This window comes from Vibrio hyugaensis, from assembly GCF_002906655.1.
In the GTDB taxonomy this organism is placed as follows: Bacteria; Pseudomonadota; Gammaproteobacteria; order Enterobacterales; family Vibrionaceae; genus Vibrio; species Vibrio hyugaensis.
Window position 1 is genome coordinate 3,434,397 of sequence record NZ_CP025794.1, and the last position, 13,023, is coordinate 3,447,419.

The following is a 13,023-nucleotide window of genomic DNA, read 5'->3' on the forward strand; positions in this document are numbered from 1 at the left end:
TGCTCGTTTTAATACTGAGCCAATGAGATACCTCTTAATTGAACCAAGTGCTGAGGAAGTTACTCTGAGCAAGTCTCTTGATGCTCTGACGCAAGATCAATCACCGCCTCACAACCACCTTCTGGATGTGTTCCAATCTTAAATTGCCAGCCATAGCGTTGGCACAAATCGTCCACAATCATCAAACCTAATCCGTGCCCATCAGAGTGCGGAATGGTCGAAAAGCCTTCACCTTCGTCACGCACCGAGATGGTGTTCTCATCCATGCTGACATGAATTGACCCCGAAGGTGTCGCAGCGATGCCGTTGCGAATCAGGTTGCCAAGAATAATGGTCAACACGGCATTGGTCGCGCGCGTTCTTGGGTTACCGTCGATCTGTACATCAAAGCTGAGTGCTTTCTCATCCGCCTGAGCTTGGCTTTGGAAGATGATTTGGTTGAGTTCTTCTTCGGTGACGCTGCGCACTGGTGAATCATCTGCATTACGCTCGTAACGTACTAAGCCGAGTAGGGCATCCACCATGGTCGACATCTGCTGCGTCGCATCTTGAATTCGGTTCACTTGGCGAGTCTGGAAATCCGTGTTCGCACTTCTCGCCAGTAAGCTGCTTGAGCCTTTCATCACGGTTAACGGTGTACGCAGTTCATGGCTCGCGTATCGTGCAAAGGCTTGCTCACGCTTGATGACTTGGTTGATTTTATGGCGGTACTCATTCAACTCATCCGCAAGGGTTTGGAACTCTTTGGCCGAGCCCTCGGGCACACTAAAGGTCTGCGTGGCATCGCCTTGGTGATGATCGAGTTGAGTTTTGAGCGCATTGACGGGTTCAATCAAGCGCTGTGATAAGCGCAGCAACAGACTACCAAACAGGAACACCAGCACGGCGACAATCGATAACACCATAGCGACGACGAGAATGAATTCCTCTGAGGTGATCTCGATTTCATCAATCAAGGAAACCAGAATCACAGGATGTTCAACGCCTTTATAGGTGTAAGTGCTCATGTAAACCATGCGCGAGTATTCACCGTCTTCTACTTCATCGAGAAAGTGTTTTTGACCAATCAGGTATTTTTGGTAGCGCTCGGCTACCAGTGAGATGTCGTTGTAAGCGGTGGTCAGCAGGTCAAGCTGAATACTGCCTTGCTCTGGATGGGACTGGAAATGTTCAATCGCCTCTTTTTTGTCGACCATAATACGACGCTCGCCCACGCGGTCTTCAGACCATAGCAAGGAGCCGGTAATCAACAAAAAGCAGAAGATGCCAATCACGACTGACACCAAAGAGAAAAACAGAGCGAGTCGCCCTGTCATACTTTGTGTGCTTTGCGTGCTGGCAAGTAAGCGATTGATCATGCACCTGTCTCCAAGCGGAAGCCAACTTTCGGCACGGTGATAAGCACATGTTGTTCAAATGGCTTATCAAGTTGGTTGCGAAGTTGGTAAATGTGGCTGCGCAGAACGTCGTTGTTCGGCTCGTTCTCTCGCCAAAGTTGGAAGGCGACTTCTTCACGCGTCACCACATCCGGTGCGCTTTTTACAAGCATTTCCAGAATGGTGTAAGTGGTTGGGTTTAGCGCCAGCAGTTTATCTTGGCGGTAAGCTTTACGTGTTTTTTGGTCGATAGAAACTTCACCGTATTCCAACTTGCTCGACGCGACGGTACCACGGTAACGGCGGATCAGTGCCATCATGCGCGCTTCAAGAATATCCAGATCGAAAGGTTTGGTCAGATAGTCATCGGCACCGTGTTGGAAGCCTTTGAGCATATCGTCGCGGTTATCAAGCGCGGTCAGCATAAGTACCGGTGTGTTGTTGCCCGCATCGCGAAGTTTATTACACATGGTTAAGCCATCCATGCGTGGCAACATGAGATCGAGCAAGATGATGTCGAAGGTGTTTTCCATCGCCAGTTTCAGGCCGAGCTCGCCGTTGTCTGCATAATCGAGTTCCATACCTGCACACTCAAAATAATCGAACAACATGCCTGCGATTTCTCGATTATCTTCGACTAAAAGTACGCGTTTCATGTATTTCTCTCCAAGTGTGCGGGTTTTCGAAAATAAGACTTCGTCTTAACCGAACATTATTCACTAAGAACGTGAAAAAGATGTCAACAACATCTCTTTCACATTGATGTTTGTAGACTGGATTCATTCATCGGATTTAGTGGAAGAGTAGCATGTCAACCTTCAACATTCACGCTGCAGCCTTTTCAAAGGTGAGCCAAAACACTGAGCCTAAAACAGTTTTGTCTGTTGTGGTGCCATTCTTTAACGAGCAAGAAGTCTTGCCTGAATTTCATCGTCGTTTAGCCGCCGTTTTGGATGAAATGCCAGAACGTTGTGAAATCGTTTATGTCGACGATGGCAGCAAAGACGACAGCCTAATGATCGCGCAAAACTTTTCTCAATCTTCTAGCGACGTTCGTTGTATTGCATTAAGCCGTAACTTTGGCAAAGAGTCCGCCATGAGTGCGGGTTTGGAACACTGCCAAGGTGAAGCGGTGATCGTGATTGATGCCGACTTGCAAGACCCGCCGGAGTTGATCCCGCAAATGGTATCAAAATGGCGTGAAGGGTATGACGTGGTGAACATGCAGCGTAGTGAACGCCATGGTGAAACTTGGTTCAAACGTTTCTCGGCCGCTTGCTTTTACAAGTTGCTTAACAGCATGGCGAAATTAGATGTACCGGAGAACGTGGGCGATTTCCGTCTACTGAGCGCAAAAGTGGTTAAACACATCAATGCGCTACCAGAGCGTAACCGATACATGAAGGGTATTTTCTCTTGGCCGGGTTTTAAGCAAGTGACGGTTCAGTTTGAGCGTGACGCTCGTTTCTGTGGTGAAACCAAATGGAACTACCTCAAGCTGGTTGGTCTCGCAATGGACGGCATTACCTCGTTTTCCATTCGCCCTTTGCGCTTAGCGACACTTGCCGGTGCGTTAGTGGCGTTCAGTGCCTTTATCTACGGCGCATTCATTGTGATGAAAACTGTTGTGTTTGGTGAGCCTGTTACTGGCTACCCATCCATGATGGTCGTCCAACTTGCATTGGGCGGTGTGCAATTGCTGTCGATTGGTCTTTTAGGTGAATACATTGGCCGCATTTTTGTCGAGACCAAGCAACGTCCTCTTTATCTTGTTCAGTCTGTTTATGAGCAGCCTGCAAAACATCAATCCATCCAAACCATGAAGTTTAAACTGGGAGAAACCGCGTAATTATGAGTATTAATAAAACCCATCTGTGGTTGTTGTTGGCGTTTGCTCTTTTACTCCGTCTTATTTCACTTGCCGCTTACCCTTTGATGGACACCACAGAAGCCCGCTACGGCGAAATGGCGCGCTTAATGGTGGAAACCGGCAACTGGCTTACCCCACAGTTTGATTACGGCGTGCCTTTTTGGGGGAAACCACCCCTGTTCACGTGGATGAGTGCTTACGGCATTGAGCTGTTTGGATTGAATGAATTTGCAGTGCGCTCGCCTCATTGGTTAGCGGGTGTTGCGACGATTGTTTTTGTTGCTTTCATGGCGCATCGTGCAGGCTTTAATGCAGTCATCGCAGCGTTGGTATTGGCGACGTGTGGCATCTTTTCAATTGCGGCGGGCGCAGTGATGACCGACATGGCACTGACGTTGGCAATGACCATGGCGATGGTCGGCTTTTACTATTGCTGGCTCGGCAAAGACAAACACAGCCGATTGTGGGGTTATCTCGGTTTCTTTGGCTTGGCTTGTGGGTTGTTGGCAAAAGGTCCCGTAGCGATAGTAATTATGGGCATCGCAGTATTTCCTTGGCTTGTGATTCAGCATGGTTTCTTTGGCGCTTTTAAAGCCTTGTGGCAGCGGTTTCCTATCGTATCGGGTTTGGCGCTTATGCTGGCGGTTGCTTTGCCTTGGTACATCATGGCAGAAATGGCGACGCCTGGATTTATTGATTACTTTATTGTTGGTGAGCACTTTAAGCGTTTTGTTGTCAGCGGTTGGGAAGGGGACCTGTATGGCTCTGCTCATGATCAACCACGTGGGATGATCTGGGTATTCTGGCTGCAGTCGGCTGCGCCTTGGTCGATTGTATTGCCTATCTTGGCGTGGAAACGTCGTAAGGTACTCAAAGCCATTGAAACGGATCATCAAGGCCTATTTAGCTTCCTGATGTGTTGGCTGATTTCTCCAATGATCTTGTTCACCATGGCTGGGAATATTTTGCCTGCTTACGTACTACCGGGTGTGCCTGCGTTGGGTATCTTAATTGCGATGCTGGTGGATAAACACGATTTTAAATGGTTGACCGGAACGGCGGCGGTGTTACCAGCCCTGCTTATGATTGCGATGTTGGTTTTGAATATGGGCAAAGCAGACAGCCGCAGCGACCGCATAATCTTCGCGCAAATTAATGACAACGCTCCGGTATTTTACATTGGTAAGCGCCCGTTCTCAGGCCAGTTCTATAGTCATGGTCAGGCGAAAAAGCTTGAAGATAAGAGTGACTTAAACGACCTGAAGAAATTCCACCTGATTGGTAAATCGCAGCAAGTGGATAGCATGATTCATGAAAATGCGTTGAGTTGTACCAACGAGTTCACAGCAAAGTCGAAACGCTCACTCTACACCTGTGTGGTTGGGTAACGGAATGCACAAATTAATCAGGTTTGCTCTGGTTGGTGGTGTTGGCTTTATGGTCGACACCCTTATCTTTTCTGTGTTGTTCCATTGGTTTGGTCTGGAGCTGATGCTGGCTCGTGGGATAGCATTTTTGTTTGCAGCAACCACGACTTGGCTTGGCAATCGCTGGCTGACTTTCTCTCAAGCGGAAAAAACCAACCCTTTCGCTCAATGGCAAAAATTTATGGCGAGTGCCTGTATCAGTGCTTTGCCGAACTTTATTGTGTTCAAAGGCGTAACGCTCGCGCTAGGAACGCAAGGGTTGATGGTCTATTTGGCTTTGATCTTAGGCATATTGGCAGGCATGGTGAGTAATTATTTGCTCAGTGCAAAATGGGTGTTTCGCCAAGGGTAAGTAGGGTGGGGTTGTCGAGAATGACGATAATTCCATTTAAAACAGGGAGATGGATGAAATTTAAGTGTGATCTATATCACGTATTGAGTGATCTGTCTCTTTCTATCCATGCGCTCTGATATCTCTCTATTTTCATATAAAAACCATTTTATTATTAAGGGTTAAGTTCTATAAATACAATAGCTTAGGCTTTCTTCTGATGCACTTTATTTATTGTGCAGCTCATGCTTCGAAAATATAAAACCGCTCTCCACCGTAACTCTGTTAATAATGCAGATCTTTCTGTTCTCTTTCTGTTCATATTTTGGCGTCTTCTATTCACTTCTGTTGTTTAAAATCCATGAAATTTCAAAAGCTAACGCCAATTTATCATCAGTCATAGAGGCTAATATGTTTAACAGTATACGTACGCGAATTGCAGTGAGTGCGGGTGGAGCAATGGCTTTCACTTTGTTGATTGCAATGGGCATGACCACCAACGCTTTCACGGATGTGAACAAGCAAATTAACGAAAAAGTGAAAGCGCAATTGACCGATGCGACCAACACGGATCTGCAAAATACCGCGATTCAGCAAGGTTTGAATATCGCTAACCAGCTTGATCCTGTCTTGGCAAACCTAAAGCAAGCGCGCTCTATCATTGAGTTAAGCGCAGAACGTAACGCAAGCGCAGACCTTATTGTTAAACAGTTTACTGCCGCGCTAGAGGCTCAGAATAAAGCCGTATTTGCTGGCTACATGGTTTGGCAAGATAAAACATGGCCACAACAAGTGACGTTCAACGCAGAAGATGGGTTTAACAGCCAAGGTTACCTTGCGCCGTTTTTCTCGCCTAACGAGCATGACAGCTTTGATGCGGTCGCCATGGAAAGCTTTAGCAACACAGAGCTCAACAGCAATGGTGAGCGCAAAGATGATTGGCACCTTATGCCTTACGAAACGGGTAAGACGTTTGTCATGGAACCTTACTTCTATCCAGTACGAGGCAAGCAAGAGCTGATCACGACCATCAGCCAACCAATTAAGCAGGATGGCAAAATCATCGGTTCATTGGGCTTCGATTTATCGCTGCATGAGCTACAAAGCCAGAGTGAACGTTTTGCGCATAACCTGTTTGATGGCGAAGGCAAAATCCTTATCACGTCTTGGAAAGGCATTACGCTTGCGAACAGCCGGGCTGCCGATATGGTCGGTAAGAAAGTATCGTCTGAGCTCGCTGCAGAATGGTCAAACATTCAGTCTATTGCGAAACGTGATGGCGCAGGTCTTGTGACTTTTGGTGGTGATGAATACGCGATCACGGCTATCGATACGAGCGATGCACCGTGGGTAGTCATGGTGTCGGTTCCCAGTAGCCACCTTGCAAGAAGCGTCGATGACTACGCGCAATGGAGTGATGAACAGAATTCAAAAGCGCTTGAAAAAGGTGTGTGGGCGGGGATCATCGCTGCTCTTCTAGGCATTGCCTCGATGGCTTTGATCGCGAACTCTTTGGGTAAAGTGCTAAACAATCTGGTTGAGCGTTTTAAAGATGCCGCGCAAGGTGAAGGTGACTTAACTTACCGTATCGAAGTGAAAGGTAAAGATGAAACTGCGCAATTGGCACATTGGTTCAATACTTTCCTATCGCGTATGCAGGAGATGCTGCTGACTGTGATGGCAACGGCAGACCAAGTCGATAAGAACGCCACAGAAGGCCAGACACGTGCCGCGGCTTCTCGTGACCAATTGAATGCCCAAGTAAATGAGGTGAACTCGCTAGCAACCGCAATCAATGAAATGAGTGCTACTGCGCAAGAGGTCGCGAACTCAGCAGTTCAAGCGGCAGCCGCAGCAAGCCAAGTACAAAGCAACAGCTTGAACGGCATGACACGCATGGATAATGCTGCAAATGCGGTAGATAGCTTGGCAATGCAAGTGAACGATGCGCAGCAACAAACACAGAACTTGGTTGATTCCAGCACGGCGATTCAAGGCATTCTGAGCGAGATCGGTGGTATTGCAGAACAAACCAATCTATTGGCTCTGAACGCTGCAATTGAAGCGGCTCGCGCAGGTGAGGCAGGTCGAGGTTTTGCAGTCGTTGCCGATGAAGTTCGTAATCTGGCAAATCGTACTCAAGGTTCGACAGAAGAAATCCGCGTTATGCTCGCTCGACTAGAGCAGGAGACGCAATCTATCGTGGTGTTGATGGAGCAAAGCCAAAAGCAAGCTAACGATACTAAAGGTGAAACGCAAGCTGCCCACCTAGCGCTGTCTGAAATCAACCAAGCGATTGAAGTCATCAATGATATGAACAACCAAATCGCTTCGGCAGCAGAAGAGCAAAGCTCAGTATCGGAAGAGATTAACCGTAACGTCGTAATCATCAACGATACGGCGGTAGAGGTGATGGATACGATGACCTCTTCAGTAGAAATCAGTAACGAGTTGACGGTAAAAGCGAGCGATCTTCACGGAGAACTGAGTAAGTTCAAGTTGTCTTAATCGTTTCATTTATTGAGTCTCTCTAACAAGCCGAGTGCATTATGCGCTCGGCTTTTTTGTTGGTGCCAACGACATTAAACCAAGGTATTCAATTCAACTTTTTCTGCTTTGGTTGCGTCTTTTTGAAAATGACTTCGTCTTATCGGCATGGAACGGAATTAAGTGATGTATGCATGGTGATGTTTTATTCATCTAATGCCTTTTTGAGAGTACTGTAATTGGCGTCGATTTTATAAATCAAGTTGCGCTTCAAATTGATTATTACCGTACGCGATTTTTACTGGGTTTTGGAACTTGTTCTAGATCATTAAAGTGTTCAAAAACGCAATCTTTGATTTTAAATATTTAAACTTTGATGTGGTTTAAGAAATTAAACCTGACTCATATGTTTTTGGTGATCTTGTTCAACTATTGTGCGTGATTTCGATCGGTTCTTGGTAATTTGCTGGTGTTTTAAGCGCATGTTTTAGGTTTACAGAAGTTTACTCTGTATTGCTGAACTCACCCGAAAGGAGTAGTTTGCAGTCATTGAGTTCAAAAATGTAAACCGAAATGATGAGTGTAAAGCAAGTTCGATTCACCGACGAAGACAGAGAATGTTTAAGCAACTATTTTCGTTTAGCAGACACGATTGCCGATTTGATCGGACCGTACTGTGAAGTGGTTATTCATTCATTTGAAAGCCTAGAAAATTCAGTCGTGAAGATCGTGAATGGTCATCATACCGGGCGTGAAATTGGCTCGCCAATCACCGATTTGGGCTTACGTATGTGGAGCACATTCGAGAAAACGGGCGAAGTCTCTCCGAAGAGCTATTTCACCAATGCTGCTGATGGCTCGCTACTGAAATCGACCACGTGCATTTTGGCAGGCCCAGAGCAAAAGCCGATTGGCATGCTGTGCATCAATATGAACTTATCTTTCCCATTCCCAGAAATCGTCAAGACGCTGATGCCACAGTGTCACGTATCGCAAACCTTGGTCAGTGAAACCTTCAGCAATAACGCGAACGACGTGATTAAGCAGGCACTGAGCGCTGCCATGCAAGAGGTGGATCAAGACGAGACGGTTTCCGCAAAAGGTCGTAACAAAGCCATCATTCGTTGTTTGTTTGATAACGGTGTGTTTGAGCTAAAAGAGACGACCACACAAGTATCAGAGCAACTTGGGATCAGCCGTCAGGCGGTCTACAAGTTTATCCGTGAATTTAAATCAGAATAAAACTAATAACTTAGGAGTTATATCGTGAAACAGATCATTGCCACTGAACAAGCACCTGCCGCTATCGGCCCTTACTCTCAAGGTACATCTTACGGCGACATGGTTTACACATCAGGCCAACTACCACTGGTTCCAGAAACCATGCAGTTTGTTGAGGGTGGCATCAAAGAGCAAGCTCGTCAGTCACTAGAGAACTTAAAAGCGGTTCTAGAAGCAAGCGGTGCGGGACTAGACACTGTATTGAAGACGACGTGCTTCCTATCAGATATGGAAAACTTCGCCGCATTTAACGAAGTGTACACAGAGGTATTCGGTACAGAAAACGCACCAGCTCGCTCTTGCGTTGAAGCAGCAAGACTACCAAAAGACGCATTGGTTGAAGTTGAAGCCATTGCATACAAAAAGTAACCGATTTTCGGACATAAATGGGTATCAATAGGAGATTCTCATGAGCGTTTCATTTATTGGATTGAGCATCCTGTTCTTTGGGTTCTACGCATTACTTGCGAACTTCAAAAAAACAAAAGAAAAGCTTTAACTTCCGCGTACTGAGTGCGCTTGCTGCTGGTCTGTTATTCGGCGGTGCGATTCAGCTCGTATTCGGTGTGGGCAACGTGGCGACCGCAGGCTTTGCTGAACTGATCTCCGTGTTCGGTAAAGGCTACATCAAGCTTCTACAAATGATTGTAATCCCGCTGGTATTTGTGGCGATGATCTCTTCGATCATGAACGTAGAAGGCGGTGGTGCACTATCGCGCATCGCACCAAAAATCATCGGTATTCTACTTTTCACTTGTGCTATCTCTGCGGCAGTGGGCATCGCAAGTATTTACCTATTCGGTATCGATGCTAACGCGCTAGTCAGCACTATCGGCACTAACAGCGCTATCGAAGCACGTGGTGACTCTCTGATTGCAACACAAGATGCGATGGCGAGCAGCGGCTTGTCAGGTATGGCGCTGTCTATCATCCCAACCAACATCTTTGACATGCTAACGGGCTCTCAACGTACTTCGACGCTATCAACTGTATTGTTCGGTATGTTCCTTGGCTACTGTATCCTGCAAGTGAAAAACCGTAAGCCAGAGAAAGTGCAAAACTTTGTTGATTTCATCAACTCTGCAAAAGAAGTTGTACTTTCAATGGTACGTGAGATTCTGAAGCTGACGCCTTACGGTGTGTTCGCTCTGATGACCACGTTCATGATGACAAACGATTTGTTTGCACTAGCAGAAATGGGGCGCTTCCTACTAGCAAGCTACGTGGCAATCGGTGTAATGTTCGCTATCCACTTCGTGATGGTGTCTATGTTCGGTCTGTCTCCTGCGAAGTTCATGAAGAAAATCTGGCCAGTGCTAGTATTTGGCTTCGGCTCTCGCTCAAGCATGGCGGCAATCCCACTAAACGTTGAAACTCAAACTCAACGTCTAGGCGTGGACGAAGAAACAGCAAACATGTCAGCAACATTCGGTACCAGTATCGGTCAGAACGGCTGTGCGGGTATCTACCCAGCAATGCTAGCTATCATGGCGGCTCAAGTAATGGGTATGCCAGTTGACCTAGGCTTCATCCTACAACTTATTGCTGTAATCGCGATTGCTTCATTCGGTATCGCAGGTGTTGGTGGCGGTGCAACGTTCGCAGCAGTAGCGGTGCTAACTATCATGGGTCTAGACATTACGGTTGTGGCGATTCTGGTTTCTATCGAAGCGCTTATCGACATGGCTCGTACCGCGCTTAACATCTCTGGCTCAATGTTGTCAGGTGTACTAACCGCGAAGAAGAATGGCTCACTAAACACTGAGCAATACAATGCTGACGTTACTGCAACAGTAACAAAAGAAGCAGCAGTGTAATTTCCAAACTTAATAAAGAGCACCCAACGCGGGTGCTCTCCGTTTTTCCTGAGTTCAGGTTATTTAGGTAATAAATATGAAAGTTGTTGTCGTAGGCGGTAGCGCTGCAGGTATGAGTTTCGCAGCGAAATACAAACGTAATCAGCCATCAGATGAAGTGATTGTGCTGGATAAGCGCGATTACATCTCGTTCGGTGCGTGTGGCTTACCTTACTTTGCTGGTGGCATGTTTGATGACACTGAGCGCATGATTTCTCGTACGCCAGAACAAGCGATTAAATCTGGTTTAGACGTGCGCATTGAAACCGAAATTGTGGCACTAGACCGCACTGAAAAGCAGATTAAAGTTCGTCACCAAGGGGAAGAAAGCACCATCGATTACGATATGTTGGTGATTGCCACAGGCGCGCGTCCAATCGTGCCATCGTTCGGTGAGTTCAACCCAGAGCACGTATACACGCTAACCTGCATGGAAGATGGTTTGGCAGTAAAAGAAGCGCTTAAGGATAGCAACAAACAACGCATTTGCGTTATCGGCGGTGGTTTTATCGGTCTTGAAGTGTTCGATGCCGCACACTTACTAGGTAAGCACGTCACCATCATTGAGCGTGAACAACATGTAATGAGCCGTCAGTTCAGCCCTGAAATGATTGAAGTGGTAGAAGGTGCGATTCGTGAATCTGGCGCTGAGCTTAAAACCGGTTGCAGCGTATCAGCCATTCGCGACGCAGAGCAGGGCGGTTACATCGTAGAAACCGACAACGGCAATGTTGAAGCAGACGTTGTGATCATGTCACTTGGCTTCAAACCAAACACAGAAGCATTCGAGTTACCAAAAGCAGCGAACGGCGCATTACTAGTAGATGAGTTTGGCGCAACAGAAGGTGCACACATTTACGCTGTTGGCGACTGTGCCGTGGTTCACCACATGGCGCTAGGCAAATCAGTGTATGTTCCACTGGCAACCACAGCTAACAAACAAGCGCGCATGATGGCTGACAAACTTGCTGGCAAAGACACTTACATGAGTGGTTTCTTAGGCTCATCTTGTTTGAAAGTGCTGGATTACGAACTGGCATGCACAGGCGTATCGGAACTTCTAGCTAAAGAACACGGTTTGGAAGTGAAGACATCAACCATTTCAGATAAGAACCAAACCGACTACTACCCAGGTCAAGAAGACATTAAAGTGAAGCTGGTTTACCACCCAGAAACCAATGTGCTGCTTGGTGGCGAAATCGTTGGCAAGAAGGGCGCAGTAGGCCGAATCAACGCACTTGCTGTTGCTATCACTGCGAAGATGACCACACAGCAACTAGGCTACATGGACTTCTGCTACGCACCACCATTCGCACGTACTTGGGATGCACTAAACGTTGCAGGTAACGTAGCGAAGTAATTTAGTTATCCACGTAATTCAGACAAAACAAAAGGGCTCCAGAGTTATCTCTGGAGCCCTTTTTAATGCTTGTTGTGAACTATGAAGCAGGAGTAGTTTGCTGTTCACCAGCCTCTTTTAAGCGTTCGATTTCAGATTCCGTTTGCCACTTGCCGTTGTATATACGTCGCCATTCAGGAAGCGGGGCGTTTTGAGCCCTAAGGTCAAAGGTATCGGCTACCGGAAATTCAAGGCTACGAGAAGGGATATCTTCAATTCGAGGTTCAGGTCTTCCTTCAAAAAACGCTTTATGGTCTGGAAAATCAATACATTCAATGCCGTACTTGTTTGAAAGGGTTTCTAGCAATGCATCTAAGTCTTGAACAGTCTTAAAGAATATGTAGCTATAACCACGAGTTTGAGCTCTGAAGACGGTGTGCTTCTCTAGGTTCCTTTTAGAACACTCGTCATACTTGTGGTAGAAGCGAATCACTTTGCGCTTTTTGTTGTAGTAGGCGAACAGCCAATCTTCTTTCTCTGCTACTCGAACTTCCGTAGGTTCGTCAGGCTGACGCTTTAGCATACGAAATGAAACCAGTATAAACCCCCCAGCCCCGACAAGAACCATGGGCCCAGCAATACCTACCATTACTACACAAACTATAGCACCAACCCAGCCCATGAGCTGCGTTGCTGAGTTTACCCAATTAGGTAAATCACGTCGCTTTTTTATCACTAAGCCGTTGTCGGACAAAGTGTAGTCATAGCGATTGTCTAAACCAAAAGTCAAATAGGACACTCCAGACATTATTATCGTCAGACCCGATAAAATGTAAGTTAAAAGCATTTCACTACTATCATGAAGGAAGTATGTAAGGAAAAATAATGGGCTCACTGCGGCTATAGCAATCGATAAGTATAAGTATCGAAAAGGTTCTTCAATATCATGCTTGTGCCAGGTTGTGAGCTCTTTCCCTTTTAGAATTTGTTGCTCTTGTTCTTCTTGATAAACAGAGAGCTCGTCTGGGGTGATGTAAAAAGGTAAATAAGCCAAGG

At 46.5% G+C, this 13,023-nt stretch carries 10 protein-coding genes and 1 pseudogene; 8 read left to right on the forward strand and 3 right to left on the reverse strand.

Features of this window, described 5'->3' with window-relative positions:
- Nucleotides 1–59: 59 nt before the first annotated feature.
- Nucleotides 60–1,358 carry a sensor histidine kinase gene (locus C1S74_RS16795; RefSeq protein WP_045400918.1) on the reverse strand — a complete coding sequence of 433 codons (1,299 nt, stop codon included), beginning with the start codon at nt 1,356–1,358 and terminating at the stop codon, nt 60–62.
- On the reverse strand, nt 1,355–2,032 hold the full coding sequence (locus C1S74_RS16800; RefSeq protein WP_045400921.1) for a response regulator transcription factor: 678 nt from the start codon (nt 2,030–2,032) through the stop codon (nt 1,355–1,357). The genes C1S74_RS16795 and C1S74_RS16800 overlap by 4 nt, the downstream gene beginning before the upstream one ends.
- Nucleotides 2,033–2,184: 152 nt before the next feature.
- Between C1S74_RS16800 and C1S74_RS16805 the strand changes: the two genes are divergently transcribed.
- The 8 genes and pseudogenes from C1S74_RS16805 to C1S74_RS16840 all read left to right on the forward strand — a co-directional run bounded on the left by C1S74_RS16805 (nt 2,185) and on the right by C1S74_RS16840 (nt 11,988).
- Nucleotides 2,185–3,225 carry a glycosyltransferase family 2 protein gene (locus tag C1S74_RS16805; protein WP_082039061.1) on the forward strand — a complete coding sequence of 347 codons (1,041 nt, stop codon included), beginning with the start codon at nt 2,185–2,187 and terminating at the stop codon, nt 3,223–3,225.
- Between the two features lie 2 nt (nt 3,226–3,227).
- On the forward strand, nt 3,228–4,634 hold the full coding sequence (locus C1S74_RS16810; protein WP_045400923.1) for an ArnT family glycosyltransferase: 1,407 nt from the start codon (nt 3,228–3,230) through the stop codon (nt 4,632–4,634).
- Between the two features lie 4 nt (nt 4,635–4,638).
- The gene (locus tag C1S74_RS16815; protein WP_045400925.1) at nt 4,639–5,025 is read left to right on the forward strand and encodes a GtrA family protein; all 387 of its coding nucleotides are present in this window, start codon (nt 4,639–4,641) and stop codon (nt 5,023–5,025) included.
- Nucleotides 5,026–5,415: 390 nt separating this feature from the next.
- The gene (locus C1S74_RS16820) at nt 5,416–7,512 is read left to right on the forward strand and encodes a methyl-accepting chemotaxis protein (protein ID WP_045400928.1); all 2,097 of its coding nucleotides are present in this window, start codon (nt 5,416–5,418) and stop codon (nt 7,510–7,512) included.
- 552 nt (nt 7,513–8,064) lie between these two features.
- Nucleotides 8,065–8,733, forward strand: coding sequence for a helix-turn-helix transcriptional regulator (locus tag C1S74_RS16825; protein WP_005434997.1), 669 nt, complete (start codon nt 8,065–8,067; stop codon nt 8,731–8,733).
- Between the two features lie 24 nt (nt 8,734–8,757).
- Nucleotides 8,758–9,141 carry a RidA family protein gene (locus C1S74_RS16830; protein ID WP_005434996.1) on the forward strand — a complete coding sequence of 128 codons (384 nt, stop codon included), beginning with the start codon at nt 8,758–8,760 and terminating at the stop codon, nt 9,139–9,141.
- 40 nt (nt 9,142–9,181) lie between these two features.
- Nucleotides 9,182–10,589 (forward strand): annotated as a pseudogene (locus tag C1S74_RS16835) (cation:dicarboxylate symporter family transporter).
- A 76-nt stretch (nt 10,590–10,665) separates the two neighbouring features.
- Nucleotides 10,666–11,988 carry a CoA-disulfide reductase gene (locus tag C1S74_RS16840; protein ID WP_045400931.1) on the forward strand — a complete coding sequence of 441 codons (1,323 nt, stop codon included), beginning with the start codon at nt 10,666–10,668 and terminating at the stop codon, nt 11,986–11,988.
- A 79-nt stretch (nt 11,989–12,067) separates the two neighbouring features.
- Here the strand turns inward: C1S74_RS16840 and C1S74_RS16845 are convergent, their stop codons facing one another.
- Nucleotides 12,068–13,021 carry an APC family permease gene (locus tag C1S74_RS16845; RefSeq protein ID WP_045400934.1) on the reverse strand — a complete coding sequence of 318 codons (954 nt, stop codon included), beginning with the start codon at nt 13,019–13,021 and terminating at the stop codon, nt 12,068–12,070.
- Between the last annotated feature and the right edge of the window lie 2 nt (nt 13,022–13,023).